Source organism: Paenibacillus sp. Marseille-P2973 (genome assembly GCF_018101095.1).
Classification (GTDB): Bacteria; Bacillota; Bacilli; order Paenibacillales; family Paenibacillaceae; genus Fontibacillus; species Fontibacillus vini.
On the sequence record NZ_JAGQEH010000008.1, the window covers coordinates 164206 to 187204 of the forward strand.

The 22999-nt window shown below is 51.6% G+C and carries 19 protein-coding genes; 11 read left to right on the top strand and 8 right to left on the bottom strand.

Translation table 11 applies throughout. The features are described 5' to 3' along the window. Window positions 1-62: 62 nt before the first annotated feature. The 3 genes from KB559_RS16875 (at window position 63) to KB559_RS16885 (ending at window position 4398) form a co-directional block, all read left to right on the top strand. On the top strand, window positions 63-1415 hold the full coding sequence (locus tag KB559_RS16875; protein WP_211023112.1) for a GH1 family beta-glucosidase: 1353 nt from the start codon (window positions 63-65) through the stop codon (window positions 1413-1415). A 185-nt stretch (window positions 1416-1600) separates the two neighbouring features. Then, complete coding sequence (locus tag KB559_RS16880; protein WP_211023113.1) at window positions 1601-2806, top strand: MFS transporter; 1206 nt, start codon at window positions 1601-1603, stop codon at window positions 2804-2806. Window positions 2807-3063: 257 nt separating this feature from the next. Continuing rightward, window positions 3064-4398 (top strand): helix-turn-helix domain-containing protein, encoded by a 1335-nt coding sequence (locus KB559_RS16885; protein WP_244861346.1) that lies wholly within the window; start codon window positions 3064-3066, stop codon window positions 4396-4398. A gap of 192 nt (window positions 4399-4590) precedes the next feature. On the opposite strand, the gene KB559_RS16890 is transcribed toward KB559_RS16885, so the two are convergent. The 6 genes from KB559_RS16890 to KB559_RS16915 all read right to left on the bottom strand — a co-directional run bounded on the left by KB559_RS16890 (window position 4591) and on the right by KB559_RS16915 (window position 13586). Then, window positions 4591-7116: an ABC transporter permease gene (locus KB559_RS16890; RefSeq protein ID WP_211023115.1), complete on the bottom strand. Its 2526-nt coding sequence runs from the start codon at window positions 7114-7116 to the stop codon at window positions 4591-4593. Between the two features lie 3 nt (window positions 7117-7119). Then, complete coding sequence (locus KB559_RS16895) at window positions 7120-7812, bottom strand: ABC transporter ATP-binding protein (RefSeq protein ID WP_211023116.1); 693 nt, start codon at window positions 7810-7812, stop codon at window positions 7120-7122. Between the two features lie 134 nt (window positions 7813-7946). After that, the gene (locus KB559_RS16900) at window positions 7947-8981 is read right to left on the bottom strand and encodes a sensor histidine kinase (RefSeq protein WP_211023117.1); all 1035 of its coding nucleotides are present in this window, start codon (window positions 8979-8981) and stop codon (window positions 7947-7949) included. After that, window positions 8965-9663 (bottom strand): response regulator transcription factor, encoded by a 699-nt coding sequence (locus KB559_RS16905; protein ID WP_211023118.1) that lies wholly within the window; start codon window positions 9661-9663, stop codon window positions 8965-8967. Before KB559_RS16905 ends, KB559_RS16900 begins: the two co-directional genes overlap by 17 nt. 213 nt (window positions 9664-9876) lie before the next feature. After that, window positions 9877-11013 carry a hypothetical protein gene (locus KB559_RS16910; protein WP_211023119.1) on the bottom strand — a complete coding sequence of 379 codons (1137 nt, stop codon included), beginning with the start codon at window positions 11011-11013 and terminating at the stop codon, window positions 9877-9879. A gap of 23 nt (window positions 11014-11036) precedes the next feature. Beyond that, window positions 11037-13586, bottom strand: coding sequence for a DUF2339 domain-containing protein (locus tag KB559_RS16915; protein ID WP_211023120.1), 2550 nt, complete (start codon window positions 13584-13586; stop codon window positions 11037-11039). Window positions 13587-13822: 236 nt separating this feature from the next. Here KB559_RS16915 and KB559_RS16920 point away from each other — a divergent pair, with 236 nt between their 5' ends. Further along, entirely contained in the window at window positions 13823-14422 is a 600-nt protein-coding gene (locus KB559_RS16920) for a YkoP family protein (protein ID WP_211023121.1), read from the top strand. A 190-nt stretch (window positions 14423-14612) separates the two neighbouring features. Here KB559_RS16920 and KB559_RS16925 read toward each other — a convergent pair whose 3' ends face one another. Beyond that, window positions 14613-15167 carry a class I SAM-dependent methyltransferase gene (locus KB559_RS16925; RefSeq protein ID WP_211023122.1) on the bottom strand — a complete coding sequence of 185 codons (555 nt, stop codon included), beginning with the start codon at window positions 15165-15167 and terminating at the stop codon, window positions 14613-14615. 121 nt (window positions 15168-15288) lie between these two features. Further along, window positions 15289-16869 (bottom strand): bifunctional metallophosphatase/5'-nucleotidase, encoded by a 1581-nt coding sequence (locus KB559_RS16930; RefSeq protein ID WP_211023194.1) that lies wholly within the window; start codon window positions 16867-16869, stop codon window positions 15289-15291. Window positions 16870-17082: 213 nt separating this feature from the next. On the opposite strand from KB559_RS16930, the gene KB559_RS16935 reads away from it, so the two are divergent. The 7 genes from KB559_RS16935 to KB559_RS16965 all read left to right on the top strand — a co-directional run bounded on the left by KB559_RS16935 (window position 17083) and on the right by KB559_RS16965 (window position 22941). Then, window positions 17083-18081 carry a phosphate/phosphite/phosphonate ABC transporter substrate-binding protein gene (locus KB559_RS16935; protein WP_481856467.1) on the top strand — a complete coding sequence of 333 codons (999 nt, stop codon included), beginning with the start codon at window positions 17083-17085 and terminating at the stop codon, window positions 18079-18081. 3 nt (window positions 18082-18084) lie between these two features. Continuing rightward, window positions 18085-18858, top strand: a complete 774-nt coding sequence (gene phnC, locus KB559_RS16940; protein WP_211023199.1) for a phosphonate ABC transporter ATP-binding protein — start codon at window positions 18085-18087, stop codon at window positions 18856-18858. After that, a complete protein-coding gene (gene phnE / locus KB559_RS16945; RefSeq protein WP_211023123.1) occupies window positions 18855-19670 on the top strand; it encodes a phosphonate ABC transporter, permease protein PhnE in 816 nt (271 codons plus the stop codon). Before phnC ends, phnE (KB559_RS16945) begins: the two co-directional genes overlap by 4 nt. Continuing rightward, window positions 19667-20473, top strand: a complete 807-nt coding sequence (gene phnE, locus KB559_RS16950; RefSeq protein WP_211023124.1) for a phosphonate ABC transporter, permease protein PhnE — start codon at window positions 19667-19669, stop codon at window positions 20471-20473. Before phnE (KB559_RS16945) ends, phnE (KB559_RS16950) begins: the two co-directional genes overlap by 4 nt. 73 nt (window positions 20474-20546) lie before the next feature. Beyond that, the gene (locus tag KB559_RS16955; RefSeq protein WP_211023125.1) at window positions 20547-20729 is read left to right on the top strand and encodes a DUF2524 domain-containing protein; all 183 of its coding nucleotides are present in this window, start codon (window positions 20547-20549) and stop codon (window positions 20727-20729) included. Window positions 20730-20918: 189 nt separating this feature from the next. Beyond that, window positions 20919-22178 (top strand): MFS transporter, encoded by a 1260-nt coding sequence (locus KB559_RS16960; protein ID WP_211023126.1) that lies wholly within the window; start codon window positions 20919-20921, stop codon window positions 22176-22178. Between the two features lie 382 nt (window positions 22179-22560). Continuing rightward, window positions 22561-22941, top strand: coding sequence for a DUF5684 domain-containing protein (locus KB559_RS16965; RefSeq protein WP_247681900.1), 381 nt, complete (start codon window positions 22561-22563; stop codon window positions 22939-22941). Window positions 22942-22999: the final 58 nt, after the last annotated feature.

Sequence of the window (22999 nt, forward strand, 5' to 3'; positions counted from 1 at the left end):
TGTTATTTTGTTATTACATATACTATAATTAACGATAACAAACGCATACAAAGGAGATCGTTATGAGCTTTCAACCTAATTTCGTCTGGGGCGCAGCAACGGCCGCTTATCAAATTGAAGGGGCGGCAAGAGAAGACGGCAAGGGCTTGTCCGTGTGGGATATGTGCTCCCAAATTCCCGGATTCGTAAAAAGCGGGCACACCGGAAATACCGCTTGCAATCATTACTATCGTTATAAAGAAGACGTTCAACTGATGAAGGAAGTCGGGCTCCAAGCCTACCGGTTATCGATTTCCTGGCCGCGTGTGCTGCCTGAGGGAACCGGAAGAATCAACGAGAAAGGCCTTGATTTCTATGATCGCCTGATCGACGAGCTGCTTGAGAACGGCATTGATCCTTATGTAACCTTGTTCCACTGGGACTACCCTCATGAATTGTACAAAAAAGGGGGCTGGCTGCATCCCGACAGCTCCGACTGGTTCGCGGAGTACACCCGGGTCATCGCAGACCGTCTGTCCGACCGGGTCACCCATTGGTTCACGCAAAACGAGCCGCAATGCTACTTAGGGCTGGGTCACTTTACCGGAGAGCATGCGCCGGGGCTCAAGCTCGGCATGGCCGAGTTCCTGCAGGCGACGCACAACTCGCTGCTGGCTCACGGTAAAGCGGTTCAAGCACTGCGCCAAACCTCTAAACAACCATGCCAAATCGCCTACGCACCGGTGGGCATCACCTCTTTCCCGGTCACGCCGACACCGGAAAATATCGAAGCCGCACGAGCACGAACCTTCGGTATTACGGATCCGGGCTTCTGGATGAATACGTGGTACATGGACCCGGTATTCCTCGGGAAATATCCGGAAGACGGACTGCGCGTATTCGAGCCTTGGCTGCCGGAAATTAAGCCAGGCGATATGGAGACCATTTGCCAGCCGCTGGATTTCCTGGGTCTGAACATTTATCATGGAACTCCCGTGCAAGCGGGGCCGGACGGACAGCCGGAAATCATCGGCAATGCGGTCGGTCATCCGGAAACGATGATCCGCTGGACGGTAACCCCGGAATCGCTGTATTGGGGACCGAAAATGTTCCACGAACGATATGGGCTGCCGATCATGATCACCGAAAACGGCCTGTCGAGCATGGATTGGGTGAGCCTGGACGGACAGGTGCATGACTCTCAGCGGATCGACTTCTTACACCGCTATTTGCGGGAATACCGCCGGGCTGCAGCCGAAGGCGTGCCGCTCAAAGGGTACTTCTGCTGGTCCTTTATGGACAATTTCGAATGGGCCGAAGGTTACCATGAACGGTTTGGGCTCGTCCATGTCGATTACGCCGACGGAAAACGGACGATCAAGGACTCCGGCCGCTGGTACCGTTCGGTGATCGAGAGCAACGGCGCCGACCTGTAAACCATCCAATAATGAAGCCTCCGAACTCATCCGTATGGGATGAATCGGAGGCTTTTTGGTCCCCGCTAAAATGTTTATTCCATTAAAGCGTTATCACCCAGAATTTGCCCTTGATCTTATTCCGGTTAAGCTCAATAATTAGGAACTGAACTTACTTTTTTACAGTAAATTGAAAGGTGTACACCATGAATACAACCCCACTCATCTCTGAAAAACCTGCCGTAAAAGAACCATTCCCGGTCGCTCTACTGTCCCTGACTGTCGGATCGTTCGCCATCGGCATGACCGAATTTGTAATTATGGGACTCTTGCCAAATGTTGCGGACGACCTGCATGTCAGCATTTCTTCGGCAGGGCAGCTGATTACCGCTTATGCCATGGGCGTCGCCATTGGGGCACCCATTTTGACACTGCTGACCCAGCGCATTCCTCAAAAGGGATTGCTTTGCCTGCTGATGATCCTGTTCATTCTCGGCAACGGGATATCGGTCTTTGCTCCGACCTATGCCGTACTGATGGCGGCGCGGATTCTGACGGCGCTGACACACGGCACCTTTTTCGGCGTCGGTGCCGTTATAGCCGCCGGACTTGTCCGGCCGGAAAAGCGTGCCGGAGCCGTATCCATCATGATGGCCGGCCTGACCATTGCAAATATCGTCGGCGTCCCGCTTGGAACCTTTATCGGACAGCAGCTCGGCTGGCGGGCTTCCTTCGGCGCCATCGCCCTGATGGGCGTAATCGCCTTGGGAGGAATCCTGCTGTTTGTCCCGCATTTGCGCCAAGAGCAGCAAAGCGGCGTAGCCCAGCAAATTCGCGCACTGCTCCGTCCCAAGCTGCTGCTGTTCCTGCTGATCGGAGCGCTCGGCAACACGAGTCTGTTCGCTGTCTTTACCTATATCGCCCCTTTGCTCCAGCAAATCAGCGGCTTTGCCGAGCATAGCGTCACCTGGATTCTGGTGATCTTCGGCTGCGGCGTAACGCTCGGCAACATGATCGGTGGGCGGCTTGCCGACTGGAAGCTCATGCCTTCCCTGCTCGGGCTCTATCTAATGGTGGCCGTGATTTTAGGCGTCTTAACCTTCACGATTCAGAGCCCTGTCCTTGCGGTCATTACGATCTTCTTCTGGGGCGTCGCCTCCTTCGGCGTAATGCCCGGCCTACAGGTACGGATCATGAATCTGGCCCAAGCGGCCCCTGCGCTCGCCTCGACGTCCAGCCACTCGGCCGGGAATTTCGGAAACGCCGCAGGCGCTTTTATCGGCGGACTCGTGATTACCCATATGGGGCTTGCTTCGCTCCCTTGGGTGGGAGCGGCGATCGTAACGCTGGCTCTTATCATTGGTGCCATCAGTTATGCCCAGGAGCGGAAGCAAGGTAACGGAGCCGCTTAACTCCATTTCTCCAGAAATTCCCTATAACAAAAAAGGCCCGCTTAGGGCCTTTTTTGTCTGTTTGACCTCTAAAAACGCCCCTTATTTCTCTAATCTCTCATTTCACAGTAAATTAATTGACCGCATCCCAGTATATGGATATATTAGTGTTATACCAGATATAAATCCTCCAATGCATTACTAGTAATTTTCATATCCTTGGTATGAGAATGACTCTAGGAGTGGTGCCATTGAATTCTCACTCGATTCTATCGGAATTGAATTTATTTATGAAACGTAATGAGCTTAGTGTAAGTCAATTAGCAAAGAAGCTGGATTTCAATGTAGGAACGGTTAGTTACATATTAAGCGGTACACGTAAGCTGACGATTGATCAGTTGGACTCCATTACTGAGGTGCTGGGTTATCCTAGAGGCCATTTTTATACCAACTACATTCGTGAGTACCTGGATGGGAATCGCTCCGATTGGCGCCGCATCCGCCCTCTGCTATTAAATTGCGCAGAACTGGACCAGCTGGACTGCATTCAGGATGTCGTAAATTTACTGCTGGATCATTTGATTTATGCCGGACCCCTGTTTGATATGGCAGAGGAATTATTCCAGGCCGGCAATTATAAAGCAGCGGAAATCCTCTATGAAAATGTGGCAGACAGTGAGCGGAAACAGCATTCCGAGCGGTTGGCGATGTGCCAGTATCGGCTGTTTAAGATCCGGGTAGGAAAAGACCAAATGCTGAATTTCAAAACCGTCTGTCAATTTGAACCTTACGTAGATCGACTGGATGAAGTATTTCAAATTGAGGCCCTTAAGGATTTAGCCAATGTGTATCGATCTCTTCAACAGTGGGACAATGTAGAAACTTTCACCCGCGAGATGGAGAATAAGGCCAAAATATTATATTTTCATAAGCCGGGTTCCGAGCGGGTGTTCTTGGAGTACCAGAACAAATTAGGCAGGCCGATGTTTACATATATCGCTTATGCGAGTCTTCTTTATGCTTGTGTTGCCGAAGGAAGGGGAGATTATGATCTGGCCTTAAAATACACCTATGAATATGCCGATTTAAGCTGGGTGAGAGAATCCGATAAAGATACGGAACATTGGAAACTGCTTTTTGCAGAATGGGCACAGGCCAACATCTTCGCAAATCGGATTATGAGCGGAGATTCCAGTGTACTTCCGGATTACGTTGATTATATTGAAACTAAGCCTGATGAAATTATTACGGCGCTATTAAATATGTTATTCGCCGCAAATCGGCATCATTTCGATTTAAATTCCGTTCTGCTTAAATTTGATTCAGAAATCAAAGCATTTGCTCCCCAAAAGAATCAGCTATACAGAACCGAAATTATGTTTGATTACTATGACAGTTTCTTATACGAACTGACCCTATATTATCTTCGGACGGGTGATTTCGAAAATGGTTTTACAAATTTGTTACAAGGTCTGGATTTTTCATGTAAAATAAATAATGAGCAGCATATTTTAAAGTATGTCGGGTTATTTGAGGAATATAGGGATCAGGCATCCAGTGAAATACACTTATCATATAACCATCTTATTAGAAAGGTGTGTGCGGCCGTATGAAAAGAAAGGCGGCTTTATTAGCAGGTGGCTTGGTTTTAGCGGTGGTATTTCTTGTATCCGATCCTATTTTCACAACTCTTGGCCAACATGGAAGCCTTTAATTAGAACTCCCTACATATCAAATTAACGTAACATGATAAAGAAAAACCTCCAATTACTTGGAGGTTTTCTTCATTTTAACGCCTATCTCCCTCACTCCGCCTCCCGCAACCTTTCCACAATCGAAGCCTTGGACAGCCAACGATATGCGATCAGTGTTATGGCAAGAGAGATCACAGCCAGCAGCGGGATCGCTGAAGCGACGGGCCATACGGACATATGGAACACCGTGAACGCAAGATTCACGGAAATGGTTTTGGCAACGACATAGGTCAGGTACAACCCGGCGGTGCCGCCGATCAACGCGACTAGCACAACTCCATATAATCCTTCGTAAATCAGCGTCTTCTTCAACTGTTTGCGGGTCATGCCCACGCTCTCCAGAATCGCGAATTCATTACGCCGGGTAATGATACTCGTGATAACCGTGTTGATATAGTTCAGGATACCGATTAGCGCAATGATGAGGCTGAGTCCGTAGCCGATCGTTTGGAAGACACGGATAAATCCGTCCATCTCCTTCTGGTAATCTTCCCTGGATTTCATCATCAAGTCCGGATACGAGTCGACCAATGCTTGAGAGCTCCCCAATACTTGCTCCAGCTTGGCGGGATCGGCGTGCAGGGTGGCTGACAGGATGCCGGGATCCGCAACAGATCGTGCAAACTCCTCCCCCGGTATATAAGCATTGAATCCGCCCGACGTATAAGACTGAGTTCCTGCGGCATAGAGCGCTTCTTGCTTGAGCACCGCCATTACCTCATAGCTTTTATCCATCCCCTCTAGTTGAATGCGATCACCCGGCCGGAAATAGGAAGCCGTTTCGTCTTCTCCCAGAGTTGCTACTGTGATCAGCATGTATTGGCCTGAGGCAAATTTCTCCGGGTCAAAGGAACCCGAGAGAATATCGCCTTTCTGGAGGACATCATTCCAATCCGGATCAATTCCATGAAGTTGCACCCAGACCGCGCCGCTACCAAGTACGGAAGTATATATAGGCATTCTCGGATCTTCGTCTTTAGCCAATGGCTCTAAATACCGCTTGATCTTCTCGTCGATTTTCAGACTTTCGCTGCGAAAATACACCTTATCCAAGTGCTCAACGCCATCGATTGCCGCAAGCGATTGGATAATGTCCTTTGTGATCGCAGTAGTCCCTCCCGCCGAGCCGCGCTGGGATGGATCCGGCATTTCCTTCACAACGACATCGCCCGAAATAAACGTGCTCAGATACTTGTTTACGTCAAAAGACGAAATCACCGTATATATGATGCTGAACAGGATCAGGCTCAGAGACAGCGAAGCCAGCATCAAAACCAGCTTTTTCTTATGCCGGAACAGGTTCGCCCAGGCCATGCGGAGCAGTTTGGCCCCTTGCGTCGAGCGTTTTTTCTTTTTACGGCTGACATCGCCCAACCCCGTATACCTGACGGCTTCGATGGGAGATATCCGCGCGGCAGTTCGACCAGGTTTGCTGGCGGCAATCCGGACGGTGAGATACGAGAACACCGCCGCTCCGATGAAAATCAACGGGCTAACCGAAAACGCCGTTTCCTCTTCCATCGAGGAAAAAGTGCTCATCATCGGCGTCAGCCAGACACCGATCCCATAGCCGGCGGCCAGGCCGAAAGGCAACGCGATCAAGAACAACCGGTTCGCCTGCATCGTTATGATCCTGCGGAGCTGCGTTGGCGTCGTCCCGATCGTTTTCAGCAAGCCATAAAATTTAATGTCCCGGACCACGGAAATATGAAAAATATTATAAATGAGCAAATATCCGCTCAGCATGATGATCAGTACCAGCCCTACATAAGGCAGCACATTCATGGGATCTTCAAAAATCCCAACGCTGGCGTACGCCCAGTTTACTCCATATTCCGCCTTGATTCCGGTGTCCGCCAGGACCTTCTTAATTTTATCCTCAATGCCAAAAGAATTGTTAAACATGACGGACAGATCCGTCGTATTCGTGTAGGTTCCCGTAAGTCTTGTCTGCTCAGGATTGATCCCCGAAAGATTCTCCTGAACAAATGCCTCCGAAACAAAGGCTAGTCCCGCCATGGCGACGAACTGATCCGCTTCGTAGAAGCCGGACAACTCAAACGTCTTCGACATCCGCTCTCCGTTGATCTCCATCTCCAGCGGCACCTTGGCCCCCAATTGATGCGAAACGCCCAACAAATCCAGCGCCCAGGTGTTCATGGCGATTTCATTCTCGCCGTCCGGCAGCCCGCCTTCTTTAAAATGGATAAAGCTATGTTTGGCGGTGTTTTCATCGAACTGGCTAATTTCCATACGTGAGGTCCGGAACACCTCATTCATAGCATCACCGACATGGATGAACTTGCCGTATTCTTTGATCGAAGGGTGATGGGCAATTTTGTCCGTCTCTTCCGGCGTAAGATACTTGAAGCCCCCGTGGTAATCGCTGCCCACCGTCTTCATTTTCGAAAGCTCCATAGAACGATTAATGCTGAAGCCCATCGTGAACACAGAGGTGATCAGCAGCGTCGTCAGTACAACGGCGCAAACAATGATCAGGTTGCGCATGCGGTTGGTCCGCAGGCTTCGCTTGGCCAGCCGGTAAATCCCTTGTCCGTTTTTATTACGTATTCTCATAGCCTACCTCCCCGCTCCGCCGGCTCCGGGACGGGGTGCAATCCGACCGTCCTCGATCCGGATAATCCGGTCCGCAGTTTGGGCAATTTCCTCATTGTGAGTGATCATCACTATGGTCTGATTGAACTTTTCGCTGAGCTGCTTCAGCAGAATCATCACTTCCTGGCTTGTCTTACTGTCCAGGTTCCCCGTAGGCTCGTCCGCCAGCACGATGGACGGCTTCGTCGCCAGTGCTCTGGCGATCGCTACCCGCTGCTGCTGCCCCCCCGACAAGCTGGACGGTAAATGATGTACCTTCTCCTTCAACCCTAGCGCACCAATAATCCGGTCCACATGCTCCTTGTCCACCCGGGTGCCATCCAGCTCGATCGGCAGCACAATATTTTCATAGGCATTCAAGATCGGAATAAGATTATAACTTTGAAACACAAAGCCCACCGACCTCCGCCGGAATATGGTCAGATGCTCGTCGTTCATGGCAAAAATATCATTGCCGTCCACATGCACTTTCCCTTCCGTCGCGCGGTCCAGGCCGCCCATCATATGCAAAAGCGTGCTTTTGCCGCTTCCGCTTGTTCCGACGATTGCTACAAATTCGCCGCGATCTACCGTGAGCGATATTCCATCCAGGGCTTTGACTACCGATTCGCCTTTGCCGTAATATTTTTTCAATTGATCGATTTGCAATATCGACATTCGTATTCTCCTCCGGGTTTATTGATGTCCGCGTTACATAAATAAGAGTCCGCACCTGACGGTACAGACTCAATATAGCAAATCAATCTGACACCCCGGTGTCCGAAATATAACGGAATGGTCATATTGTCTCCTCAAAGCGCAGGCAGGAATACCGTGAAAACGGAGCCCTCGCCAAGTGCGGCGGATACCTTAATGTATCCGCCTTGGGCCGTGAGGATTTCACGGGTCAGGTATAAGCCGATACCGACGCCTTCGTAATCCGCCGTTCTCGGGCTGCGATAGAACCGCTTGAAGACGGCATTCCACTCGCCTTCCTCAATCCCGATGCCGTTATCGGCGATGTCGATCCGGGTGAACATCTCGTTCGCCCGGGCGGTAACGGAAATCACCCCGCCGGTAGAATAGCTGTATTTCACCGCATTCTCCAGCAGATTGAACAGCGCCTCCGCCGTCCATTTCGCGTCATGCCTGGCCATCGTTCCGGGATCACAATCGATCCTGATTTCGATCCCTTTGCGCTCCGCCGCGGCATAAATTTGCGAAACAGCCCCCGATACCGTTCCGATCAATGGAGCGAGTTCCGTATGGATCGCTATGACGCCTGTCTCCAGCCGCGACATTTTGATCAGGGAACGAATCAGCCAATCCAGCTTGCCCGATTGATCCTTAATCCTTGCAATATATTGGCGGGCCTCTTCATCGAGTCCCGGAGTTTCTCCGAGAAGATCGGTGTACAGAACAATGTTGGTGAGGGGCGTTTTGGTCTGGTGGGAAATATCCGAGATCAGCGCCTTAATGCTGCTCTTCTCGGCCTCCGCCTTTCGTTTATGAGTGTTAGACAACTCGACATAACGCATAACTTTGTGCTCAAGAGAGGAAACCCGGCTTTCCGTATAACCGGTTTGCCGCGGCTGTCCGCCCATGGCCCGGTCCATCATCTCGTTTAGCGCCGTGACGGTTGCGGATGCCTCCGACCTCATCGTTCCCACAAGGAGCCCCCCAAGCAGAAGCAATAGAATAACGAACGCCGCCGAAGCCCATCCTACCGCCGTATCGAGGCCGGTAAAATACGTCACGGCTCCGATATATCCTCCTGTCACCAGCACAAAAAGCCCCGCAAATACCGCATATATGATGCCCCAGCGGGAATCACTCTTTTTTCTCATCGCCCGCTCCTTCAGTCCATACATAACCCAACCCATAAACGGTTTTAAGATAGACCGGCGAGGACGGATCGTCTTCGATTTTGGCACGCAGTCTCTTCACCGTAACCGTCAGTGCGTTCTCATCCACAAATTCCGCTTCCCGGTCCCAGATCTGATCCATAAGCTGCATTCTCGTCAAAATCCGGCCCCGGTTGGACACCAGCGCCTTGAGCAATTTCTGCTCCGTTTTGCTTAGAGACAGGCTGCAGCCCTGTTTACGGAATTCCATGTTCCCAAAATCGAGTTCAAGCGGACCGATGACCAGCTTCTCCTCATAGAGCGAACGGCTTCTGCGGAGCACCGCCATCACGCGCGAGCGCAGCACCATCAGGCTGAAGGGCTTCGTGATATAGTCGTCACCGCCCAATTCGAAGCCCAGCACAATATCGGACTCCATATCATTGGCCGTCAAAAAAATGACGGGCACCTGCGAGGTCCGTCTGATTTGTTCGCAAAAATCCAGCCCGCTTCCGTCCGGCAAGTTTACATCCAGCACGATCAAATCGATGCCGCCTTGGGCAAACCGGCGTTCCGCCCCGGCCAAATCATAGGCTTGTTCGATCGCGATTCCGTCTTGCGCTAAAGTAAGGGCGATCCCTTTATTCAAGCTAGTGTCATCTTCCACAATGAGCAACGTAGTCATGCGCAGACTCTACCTTCCTTCTTCATTGGCCTTATTATACACAAAGTTCCATTCCCGTGAAGCATCATCCGTTTCATTCCTATTTCCCGTAATACCTGTTCTTCAAACGAATTAGATGCAAATTTAGTTACACAAAAGCCCCGCACCACGCTTGGCATTGTCGATAACTTATGCCAAGCGTGATACGGGGCGAAGCCGCATAACTCTATTCGGTTAATCAAACAAACTGCTGCTTACCCGGCCCGAGGCACGGTCTACTTCCAGCCAGTCACTGGTGGCGGTGTGTTCGTCATCTTCCCCGTTTCGAACAAGCTCGTAAAGGTGAACGACCACGGTTGCTTCATCCGAGCGGTCAACCTCCATAATAAAGATCGACCCGATATTGTCTTCTCCCCGGGCGTTATTAACGTACCTGGTCATGTTGTTCAGTCCAGTTGCAATATAGAAGGCCTCTTGCTCACTTAATTTGTACTCCTCCGTATTCAAAAATCCCGGCTCGCCCTCATCAAACTTCTGCATTTCCAAATCGATGAGCCGATCATGGTAGGATTTGCGGAGCACCCTGTAGACAAGATCCTTATCCGCTCCCAAGGACTGCAGCTTATCCCGGTTATCAGCCACATTGTAGTCCGCTGCCTCCCCCAAATTCTCCAGGCTTCGGGCCGGAATATCATACAGAGCCAGATGTCGCTCGGCTACTTCGCTCTTATCGAGAGTGTTTTGAGACTCTACAAGCAACAAAAGCCGTGTGTCGTCGAGCTCGAAGGTGTAAACGTCGGAATAACCGCTGCTATAGGCTTCCGGCAGCCCAAACAATTCATATAGCTTCGTTAGAAACGACGCCTCCTTGCTATCGGAATTCGATAAGTAGTAAGTCCCCTTCGGCTCGGCGTTCATGCCGCCATATCCTGTGCCCGGATAATCCACAGTAAGTGAATTTTCCGTAAATCGTAAGGAGACATCCTTGAACTCCTCATCCTCCGGCTTAAATTCGGACATGTCAGCGTCCCATCCGAAATCAAATTCCATAGCGCCGTTATGGTGGCTGAATCCCCTGACGACCGACAAGCTTAAATGATATCGGCTCTGTTCTGCGTTCAGGGCGGTCACTTCAGCGAAACCCACATTTACAGGACTGTAGTTTGAAATCAAGTATCGTCCAGGCACCACGGTCGCAGCTGTAGAATCCGGGGCTATTTTATCAGGAGCTATAGAATGTGGGGCCGGGGAATTCCCGGCCGCTTTATCACTCGAACACCCTGTTACCACAATCATAAGCGCCAATGACAGCAGCAGGGTGGAAATTAAGCGGAAGCCTTTTGCCGCCCCCGAACTCCAGTTCATGTTCATCAGGAGAGTCTCCCTTTATCTTTTTAACCTTGCGAGTCCGCCGAGATGTTCTCCTCTTCTGCTCCCAACTTGTTGGATACCTTCTGATAAATGTAGGAAATCCCCAGCAGCACGACTCCGAAACTGAAATAAGCCACAATTTTGCTGCCCGTCGACATCAGGTTCAAATCGAACAGCAGCATTTTACCGGTTGAAAGCAGGGTCAAGCCCAATCCAACCCGCCGGATCACGAGATATTTATGCCGGAACCCGTAAACGATGTATCCGATCGCAAGCAGCAAATACGTCAGGCTAAACAGCCATCCGATATGCCCCAGCCTGAATTGCACGCCAAGGAATGCCGTAATCGTACCGAACAGGTACACCGCAAGAATGACCGGAATCCATTCCCGCATCCCCATTTGTTCTTCAAAAATGCTGATGATCAAATCGCGTCCGCTGAAAAAGACCAGTAAATTAAAGCCGATCAGAATCACCAGGGCCATTATATTCTCAGCTGAATTATAGGAACCGGACGGATTTAGCGCCGGGATCGTAAAGGTGACCGCCATACAAGCAAGATATCCGATACCGTACAAAATACGGGTGTAATACTTGACGAAACGATCATAGAGAACCGTTGTCTTGGACAAGGCGTAAGCCGCAACCAACGTGACGGCGCCGATCAGGAGCACTCTGTAGAAGTCGTACAGGTCCGCTCCCCCAGGCATAAGCCGTTTATAGATACGGCCAGTTTCATACAGCAGGTACAGCCAGGTATTGACGAGCGCCACATATTTCATAACCGAAAGCAGAGTCGTTTCTCCCGAACCGTAGCGTCTCGCATCTCCCGCATCCTGCAGCCGAATGGCATAGAACAAAATGAGCCCCAGCAGCCCCAGCGAGACAAAGGTGTACTTCCAGGAAAAATCAAGCGCATCCTGATTAAACAGGCTGACCCAGGAATCGACCAGCAAGAAGGCGCCAAGGCAAAGCCCCACGATCCCCCAGCCGATCCGCTCCAGCTGCTTGTAACGGTAAAGGTGGCCGAGTACCGACAGTAGAATCCCCTCGATTAGCCATGCCAGGGACATATAAGCAATGCCGAACTGGAACGGAACGATTAGCAGTGAGAACGTAAGCGAAGTTCCGTAGAACAGCAGTCGGGTTTCTTTTTCCGGCTCCAGATACTTGCGGGACATCCGGGCAAGCCCAAAATACGCCGCGCAGAATACCAGTGCCAGCAAGCCCCTGAGATGGTTCCAATCCGCACGCTCCAGCAAGCTGTACAGGGTCGCGCAATTGATGACCGTATTCAGCGTGAGCAGGGCGAAATCCCACCAGGAGAGTTTGGTTCTATTTCTAAACGGAACATACAAGGTAATGCCCAGATACATCAGGAACGTAACGACGGAATACAGCATGCCTACCGCCGGAAGATCCGCAATGAACACGAGCACCAGCATCGACACGATATTAAAAACAAAGCTTATGTAATTGACGACCAGCCAATGCTTGCGGAATGAAATGATCAGAATCAGCGCATTCAACAGGAAAAGGTAGCCCATCGAGACATATACGGCGCTTCCTTCCAGACCGTATGCCGCCATGTAAGAAAAGAAAGGCAGATATCCGCCTACCAGCCCGAAGGAACAGATCGTTCGGGATTCATACCTGAGCGACAGCAAAATGGCCGTGGCCGTGATCAGGATCGAAATGGCCAGCGCCACAAATAAACTGAGGATTTCCAATAAAAAATAGCTGTAAAATACCGATCCGTACAATACCGAGATGCCTCCGCCGAGCAGCCCCAGCGCGAAGACCTGTTTGTTTTTCCGGAACAGCCATGCTCCGCCGGCCAGCATCAGCGCCCCCAGCAAGAAGATGACTCCACCCTTCATATAGTCGTTGAACCAGGCGGAAAAGGAATATCTAAAAAATGTGCCTACCGCCAAAATGATGAGCAAAATCGCCAGCTTGTTGATCCAGCTCATTCCGATTTTCATTTCCAACCGGTTCTGTTTCATCCGGCGCTGCATCGTCTCTTCGCTAACGCCTTCCGTTACCAGCTGCTCATATCCCTGCGCCGCTTCTTGCCGGATTTTCCGGTCCTCCTCCAATACATGCCGGCGATGGTCCGCCATACGGTGGTTCAGTTCTTCCTGGAACTGTCCCAGTTTGGCGGTGATGACCTCCTTATCCGCTCCCAGATGTCTCTCCGCTTGCTCGTAAAGCGCATGCATCCGTTGTCTGGCGCCATACTCCACCGCATCCAAACGGTTCATATGCCCAGGCCCCGTAGTTGCAAAATAAGTCTCCAGCTTTTCCCGCGACGCTTTGATCAAATTAAGCTTCTCGTCCAGAATCTGTTCGGAGAGGGCGTGGCGGAGCCCGCCGTTTTCTTTTTCCAAAACATGCAGCCTAGCCTCCAATACGCCGACCCGCTGCTTGTATTCTTCATACTCCCGGCGCAGCTTCTCGTTCTCCCTTACGGCATCGTTGGCTTCAAACTCCGCCATAAGGTCCTGATATTCCTTGCTCAGCTGATTTTGTTTATCTCTGATGGAACTGAATCGATCCCTAAAATCCTTCATCCCTTTCCTCCATTACCGGCTTGATGTTTTATTTATTTTACTACAAAACCGCGATCTTTCCCTTGATTTTACAAAAATGTTTCTTGTCGATTTCTTGCGCACGAGGCACAGGGTCTAGTATACAGACTGGACTTCAGTCCTGCCGGGATTGCGACATCCGGCCGGTTTCATAAGCCCCGGCAGTCGTTATACTGAAGACGGCATTACGATATGTATAGTGAAAGAGAGGATCAAAGATGCAGCCTGCGAACGCCACATATTTAAAACGGTTCATTCAATGGGCCTGGATGGGCTGGGAGCAATGGTTCGACCGTTTCGGCAGGGCCCGCTCTCTTTATTCCGGGCATTACGGCATATGTAAAATGTTCGTGATCAAATACCATGGGCCGAGCATTGCTTGTCAGGATGGGACCTTGATCCGTACGGGCGATTGGATCGGGGAGCTCCATCTGGACAACCGGTTCATTCTGGATATGCTACGTACCCACGATGCCAACCAGGTCGCGCTGCGGGTAGCCCGGCTGACGCGCAGTTCGATGCGCCAAATCAGCGAGGAAGTGAAAAACCTTCCCCAACTTAGGCATGTAAAAGCACTGCAGGGGATCACCTTGCTGCACAGAGGTATTACCCACGGATTAGGTTTTGAAACGCATCCTCTGAAACAAGGCACCTTCCGGTCACTGACCACCTCTTACCTACGGCTGCTGCTTACGGTTTTCCACCCGCGGAACGGAGCCCGCATCGGCCCTCATGCCGAGAAACTGATCCCCCTGCGGCTGATAATGACCCGGGCAGCGTTGATCGAACGATTCTCCCCAGCACCTAAGACGGCGTAAGAAAACGTCTACCCGACGTACCTTCAACCGCTGAACACATATAAATTTTGAAAGCTAAAATAAATACTTAGAGCTATACAAGGAGCCCCGCAAAGCGAGGCTCCTTGTCGAAAAATGTTCCACGTGGAAGAATTATGTCGAATTATGCAATTAATGAGGAAATTTTTGGTGCCGAGTCCTTTGCGGAGTTCTAAAGCGGAGTTTTATATAGGTAGATTTTCGTCCGGTACATATCTCTGCAAGTGACCACCCGTTCCGGCGTCCAGCCGGGAAGCGCGAAGCAAATACTGATCACGTAGGTTCCGGAAGCCAGCTTTTCACGAAAAATCGGGTCAAGCCGGCTCATCGCTCCGGGATATAAATAACAGAGGACCGCATCCGCTTCCTCAAAGGCATACTCATACAAATCCTTGTTAATAAAAACGGTATTCCGGTTAGACTGCCATCTTGATATCAAGCGGGAAACCGCGAGCGGCACGGGCGAATTCTCGATGCCGATGATACGCCATCCAGGATTTAGACGCGAGGCCTGAAAAGCAAGCGTCCCCCAGCCCGACCCGGCCTCAATGATCGTTTCGATGCCGCTCAGCTTGCTGAGTTCGGTAATGACCGCTTGTCGTACGGGGGCCGAGGTAGGCATAGGCGAGATCCCGTTCCTCCAACTGGAGAAGACGATGGATAACGCCGCCAGTAATGCGATGAATAGAAAAAGGCCCGAGAGCAAGGTATGGCCGGAGATCGTCATAGATGTTACAGCCCCTTTGGTTATCACTTAAGGCGAGCACGGAACTGCTGCCGGGCGCCATAATTCCATTCTAAACGGATCTCAAAAAGGATGACAGTGCTGATTGGCCGTTGGTCGCGGTTTAAGGCTCCAGCACCACCTTCCAGTTGTTGTTGCAAAGTGCTGATATCGTCATATGCCGACCGATATACTCCTCGACCAAGTCGGCGGTATCCGCGGAAATCTCCCTGATGACCTCCTTGCCCCGGAACATATCGTAATCCCCGCCCCCGCCTGCCCGGTAGCTGTTCATGACGACATCCAGCTCCAGCTCATCCGATAGCTCAGCGCCTTCATACAGCAATCGGATTACCCGGCTTCCCTCAGGCTTAGCCACATTCAATACGTATTCGATGCCTTCCCACATATCGTAATTGTAATGCTGGGCTTTCGGCTCCAGATAAACCGGATTCACTTCTAGGTCCCCGTCCTTCCCCACCGTGAAATAACAGGCCGTCTGCTCCAGCGCCGCCCGGATATCCCGTCCGGTCAGCCGCAGCACGACCAGCGTATTCGGATACACGAAATTCGCAAGCACATCCCGCCGGGTGATGACCTCCCCGAATCCCGGTGATTCCTCGTGAAGCAGCGCCGTACAGGAAACTGTAACGCCCGCCTTCTCCATCTGAACCCGGTTGACGAATTCGATAAAAGGATGCTCCGCAAGCCGGCATCCCAGCGGGCTATCCAGCGTCATGTCGCCCTGGGTCCGCCCGATTGGCTCATCCAGCCACCGCTGCGTCCGCTCCTCCAGCTCCCGGCTCAATGCAAGCACGGCTGTATCGGCTTCCAGCGGCCCATCGGGCTTCAAAAGCTCCGCCCGCTTATGCCGTATCGTCCATTGGCCCTGTTCATGGACCAGCTCCACGCTGACTTTGCCGATCGCCTGGCCGTTGCAGCCCGGCTGGATGATCGTTACGCCGCGAACCTCTCCGGCAAGCAACCGGTGCTGATGCCCGGTGATCAGCACATCGATGCCGTCAACCTCGGCGCACATCGCATACCCCTGATTCTCGCCGGTTAATTTCTCCGCCGCCTCGCCGGTCCGCAAATCCCGCTCGAATCCGCCGTGATAGGCCACAATCATCACGTCCGGCTGCTCCTCCATCCGGATGCGGGGTACCCACTCCTTCACCGTTACCAGCGCATTATGAAAACGAAGTCCCTGGATGTTCGCGGGATTTTCCCAGTTTGGAACGTAATGCGTGGTGACGCCCAGTACCGCGATTTTAATGCCTTCTATCATTTTAATGAGATACGGCTGGCCAAAAGCAGGCTCCGAACTCCCTTGCATCGTTATTCCGGCGGACAACCAGGGGAACGAAGAATCTTTCATTATTTTGCTGAGCGGTTCAAGGCCGTAATTAAACTCATGGTTACCGGGTACGGCGCCATCGTAACCGAGCGCGTTCAGCGCCTCGATCGCAGGATGAACTTCAGCTCCATGCTTTATCGCATACGCAGCTAACGGCGAACCTTGAATGATATCTCCATTGTCCAGCAGCAGCAAATCAGGGTCTTGCCTGCGTTCTTCGCGGATGATGGCCGCCAGTTTCCCAAGGCCTAGGTCTACTTCATCCCGCGTCCGGTAATTCGTCGGATAGAGATACCCGTGAATATCGCTGGTCGCCAGCAGCGTAATTGTCTTCTTTGTCTTGGCCATATTCCTCGTTTCGAACTCGGCTTCCATCTTCATCGGGATCGCCCCTTCCTTAACATTCATCTCAAATTCTAGCAATCAAAATGCAGGTTTATATTAAATTTCTTGAATTTTACAAAAAATTATCATTTCTCTGACGGTCCGTTAATAGTCCAACTTTATAGTGAAACCAGCAAGACCCGATTCATCCAATAAAAAAAGTGGAGGTCATACCGTTTGAAAAAGATCACGAAATTAATGATGCCCCTGTTTTTGTCCATTGCCGTAATCAGCGGCTGCGGCGCTAATGAAGCCGCCACCAACACCGGAGGAAAAGCTGCGGCAAATGCCGGCCAGAATAACTCGCAGGGCGAGAACGCCAAGAACAACTCGGCACCGGAAACGACGGGCTATGTTCCAGAGAAGCTGACCGTGCAATTCGTTCCTTCCCAGAACGCCGATACGCTTGAAGCCAAGGCCAAGCCGCTTGAAAAGCTGTTGTCGGACAAAATCGGTATCCCGGTAGAGGTCAGCGTATCGACCGACTACAACATCATTGTTGAAGCCATGGCTTCCAAAAAAGTCGATGTCGGCTTCCTGCCGCCGACCGCTTATGTGCTTGCCAAGGAAAAAGGCGCAGCTGAAGTAATCCTGCAAGCGCAGCGTTTTGGAGTTAAAGACGAGACCGGCGAACCGACGGACGAACTGGTCGATTTCTATAAAGCGATGATCATCGTGAAGAAAGACTCGCCGATTCAAAAGGTAGAGGACCTCAAAGGAAAGAAGATCGCTTACCAAAACGTGACTTCCTCCGCAGGTTATGTATGGCCGGCAGGAAAACTGCTGGAAGCGGGAGTGGATCCGTTGAAGGATGTTGAACCGATCACCGTTAAGGGACATGACCAAGGCGTACTCGCCGTACTGAACGGGGATGTCGATGCGGCGGCGATTTTCCAGGATGCCCGTAATGTGGTGAAGAACGATTACCCTACTGTGTTTGAAGATACCCGCGTGCTGACGTATACGGAGAAGATTCCGAACGACACGATCAGCGTCCGCTCCGATATGAGCCAGGAATGGATCGAGAAGCTGCAAAACGCCTTTATCGAGATCGGCAAAGACGAAGAAGGCCACAAGATCATTTCCGAAATCTATACGCATGAAGGCTATGTAAAATCCGAAGACAGCATTTTTGATATCGTCCGTGAATACGGCGAAAAGGTGAAAACGGAGTAAATGATGATTGAAATCCGAAATGTATCCAAAACCTACGCTAATGGAACCAAGGGACTGAACCATATCAATCTGACGATCGGCCAAGGGGAATTCGTGGCCGTCGTCGGATTGTCCGGCGCCGGCAAATCCACCCTGCTGAGGTCGATGAACCGGCTCCACGATATTACCGAGGGAGAAATTCTCATTGGCGGCAAGTCGATTACAGCAGCCAAAGGTAAACAACTGCGCATGATCCGCCGGGATATCGGCATGATCTTTCAGAGCTTCAATCTCGTGAAGCGAACCTCCGTGCTCCGCAATGTGTTGGCGGGGCGCGTCGGCTATCACTCTACCCTGCGCACCGTGTTAGGCCAGTTCCCCAAACAAGATGTGGAACTGGCCTTCCGGGCGCTGGACCGGGTGAACATCGCCGAGAAGGCTTATGTCCGGGCCGACGAATTGTCCGGCGGGCAGCAGCAGCGAGTGGCGATCGCGAGGGTGTTGGCGCAGGAGGCCAAAATCATTCTGGCCGATGAGCCGGTCGCATCTCTGGACCCGCTAACGACCAAGCAGGTGATGGACGATTTGAAGCGGATCAACCAGGAATCCGGTATCACGACCATCGTAAACCTGCATTTTATCGATCTGGCCCGGCAATACGCCACCCGGATCATCGGCCTTAGAGCCGGGGAGATCGTCTTTGACGGCCCGGTTTCGGAGGCGACGGATGAGCGGTTCGCCGAGATTTACGGCCGGCCGATCGGCAAGGAAGAAATGCTGGAGGAAGCAGCCGTATGAATACCCAACCCGAACCGGCTAACCCGCCTTTGAGTTCTGTTGTCCGCCCAAAGGCGCCCGGCAAACTCAAACATTATTTGACCCTGGCCTTTATTCTGCTACTGATCTGGGGCAGCGCCGCTCAGACGGATTCGACTCTGAAGGAGCTTGTTCAAGGCTTTCCGAATATGCTCGATCTGCTGCGCGAAATGTTTCCGCCGAAATGGAGCTATCTCGATAACATAGCGGAAGCGATGCTTGAGACGATCCGCATGGCCCTGATCGGAACGACGGTCGGAGCCATCTTGGCCGTCCCTGTCGCGCTTTTATGCGCGGCCAATCTGATCAGGAACCGATGGATTACCTATCCGGCCCGTTTCGTGCTCAACTTGATCCGTACGGTTCCCGATTTGCTGCTGGCCGCTCTTTTTGTCGCGGTTTTCGGTCTTGGGCCTTTGCCTGGTATGTTTGCCTTATCGGTCTTCTCGCTAGGCTTGATTGCAAAGCTGACTTACGAAGCGTTGGAAGCCATCGACCCCGGGCCGCTGGAGGCCATGACCGCAGCCGGTGCGAATCTGATCCAAATTATCGTCTATGCCGTAATCCCCCAGATCCGGGCTCATTTCGTATCGTTTACCCTGTATACGTTCGAAATTAACGTCCGCGCCGCGGCCGTGCTGGGTCTCGTCGGGGCCGGCGGCATCGGCCATTATTATGAGGTGACGCTTGGCTTTTTCGAATACGACAAGACTTGCATGATCATCATGTTCACCCTTGCCGTCGTTTTAATCATCGATTATGCCAGCACTAAACTGCGGGGGAAATTGCTATGACGACCAAACCATGGAACGAAATCGCACCCAAGCCGAAAAAGAAGGCTTCCCGTTGGCTGATCTATGCCGCGCTGGCCGTGATTTATATATGGGCATTTGCGGGGATTCCGTTCAACGGCATTAAGGAAACGGCCGGGCAAGTCACAAAAGCGATCTTGTCCGGCCTGTTCTCCCCCGATTGGGATTATGTCTACTTGCCGGACGGCGAGGATTTGCTGCGCGGACTGCTCGATACGCTGGCTATCTCCATTTTGGGAACGTTCATCTCTACCCTGCTCTGCATCCCGTTTGCCTTTTGGGCGGCGGGCAACATGAGCAAATTCAGAGCGGTTTCCGGCTCCGGCAAAATACTGCTTAGCCTGATCCGGACGTTTCCGGAGATCGTGATGGCGCTGCTGTTCATCAAAGCGGTCGGTCCCGGATCGTTCGCGGGCGTGCTCGCGCTGGGACTCCACTCCGTCGGCATGCTCGGCAAGCTGTTCGCCGATGAAGTCGAACAGATCGATCCCGGTCCGTCGGAGGCGCTGATCGCCGCCGGAGCGACGCGGCTGCAAATATTGCGCTTTGCCGTTCTGCCGCAGGTACTGCCCGGCTTCCTGTCCTACACGCTCTACCGATTTGAAATCAATCTGCGGTCCGCTACCATTCTCGGCGTTATCGGCGCCGGGGGCATCGGTACTCCGCTTATTTTTGCGCTCAGCTCCCGCAATTGGGACCGTGTCGGGATTATCCTGCTAGGGATCATTGTCATGATAACGGTAATTGACCTGATCTCGGGAGCGATTCGGAAAAGGCTCGTGTAATCCGTGAATAGCTGCGGAATAATTCTCCATAATAGAAAGGACTACACGCTTACCAAGGAGGATTTAAGACGCGATGCTGGACAATCTTGAAAGCAACTACGACTGCGCAAGCGCCGGAGACGATCTCCATCAACTCAAGCAGGAGCTTGCGACCCTTCGGGGACAAAACGCCGGGGATCAAGAGTCTCAGGAACGGATCAACCGGCTGGAGAACCAAATCTCTTTTATTATGAACAAATGCGATATTAACCAGTAGTACAGAGACCCTCTTTTTCCGGCTATCCGGGCTAAAGGGGGTCTTCCTGTGTGGAAGCACTTATTTGAAAATATCTCAAATAGTTATATGGTCTTTATCCTGAACATTGTGATACGATTTCCCTTGTGTTCGGCAGCTGTGGCGAAAGCCCCAAGCCCGGACCTAAATTTTCCGCTTCTTGGAGGACACATGGCAAATCTGCAGCCTGCTCAGGCTAAAACAAAACGCAGCATAAAAGTTCTATTCCCGATGCTAACCGTCTTTATCGGTTTTTTTATTTTCGGATTCTCTGAAAATGTGAAGGGCCCTGCGATACCGCGCATCCAGACCGACTTCCATTTGGATGAAATGCAAATCGGGACCCTCTTATCGCTAAATTCGCTCGGCTACCTGCTGGCTTGCTCCTTTACCGCCTTTCTTGTACGCAAATGGGGCGTCAAGTGGGTCAGCGCACTTTCGTTCGGCCTCATGGCCTTGACGGGCGTGTTGATGTTCTTTTCCCGTACGTATCCGGCTCTGTCGGGCTCCTATTTTCTCATGTACATCGGCAACGGCATGCTGGAGATCGCGCTGGCGGTCCTGGCCGCACAAATTTTCGTAAAAAACATGGGGACGATGATGAATCTCGCCCACTTTTTCTACGGTCTCAGCTCCATCGTCGCGCCAATGCTCGCCACCGGGCTGATGACGCTTAGCATCGGCGGCCATACACTCGATTGGAGAGGCATGTACCTGATTATTCTGCTGCTCTCCCTCATTCCTATGATCCCTGCCGTGCTCGGCCGTTTTCCAGCCAAGGAACTGGCTGAGGAGGACCGGATTCCGGTCAAGTCCCTGATGCGCGACCCGGTGATCTGGCTGCTGGTAGCGATTCTTTCGTTCGGCGTCATTTCCGAAATGGCGGTCGGAGGCTGGCTGGTCAACTTCCTGGAAAAGGCGTACCACTGGGAGACCGGCGCGGCATCCGGGATGCTGTCCGCATTCTTCCTTTGCTTCACCTTTGCCCGGCTCATTGCGGGCCCGATCACGGATAAAATCGGCTATACCCTCTCCCTCATCCTATTCGCGGGATTTACGGGGATCTGCACCTTTGCTGCCATTCTGGCAGGCGAGCCGGGGGCGGCATTGTTCGCCATTGCCGGGATCGGTATTGCGCCGGTATACCCGACCATTATGGCCTTGATTGCGGATCGATATCGCGGAAACAGCGATACGGCCATCAGCTTTATCGTAACTTTAATGGGGGTAGGCAGCGTCCTCGGCAACTATCTGATCGGAGCGATTACCGACGGGATCAAGCAGCTCTTCGTAACGGGGCACGGATCGGAGATTGGCTTGCTGCGCGGCCTCCAAGCCGGGTATGCCTTCATCGGCCTGTGCGCGGTGATCTGTTCCTTCGCCAGCCTGATCCTGTATATCTATTTAAAGAGACGAAAAGAGCTTCTTTAAAAGTTAAATTTGTTCCCCCCCGGCCATAAGGTCCATACTGGCCCTTATTTCCATGAAATCTGAACATCACCCGAAAATAAGGTCCTTTTGGGCCTTATTTATTTATATTTTGCTAATAATCGTCTTTGAGGCCCCCTATCTGCGAAATAAGGCCCTGAAAGTCCGCTATTTTCCACCACTCGCTGATCATCAAGCAAATAGCGCCCTGAAGGGCCCTTATTTCTTCATCTAGCGAGACGGGAGGCTGTGTCATTAGAATGGACTCCGATTCATATGAATATTAAAATTCCTTCATTTAAATAAGAGGAATTCATAAAAACCTGTCGAATAAGGTTGAAGGATTTGACTATTTTCCAAACATTTTTGAAGGAGGATTTTTTGTATGTGGTTTGTTGTTTTACTCATTCTGGCACTCTATGTTTTGTTTGCCGGCGCTTATTTCTCTCTGGCCAAGAAGGCGGGACTGGACCATATCGCATGGTTTGCTTTCGTCCCGGTGCTGAGTAACATCCTGCAGCTTCGGTTGATCAAGCAAAGCGGCTGGTGGGTGTTGATGCTGCTCGTTCCCGTCGCCAATTTCGTATTCCAGATCATCTGGCAAGTGAAACTGCTGAATGCATTCGGCAAGAACGGCGCTCACGTCCTGTTCTGCATCTTCCTGCCAATTGTTTACGCGATTCAATGGCTCGTATGGGGCTATTCCAGCAACACTACATACCGGCTTAACGATCCGTTTCCGCCGCACAACAATTTCGCGGCCTAAGCAGCGTCTAGTACATACTTAGTTGTCTAGAAAGTCTAGCCAAAACAAAAAGACCGAT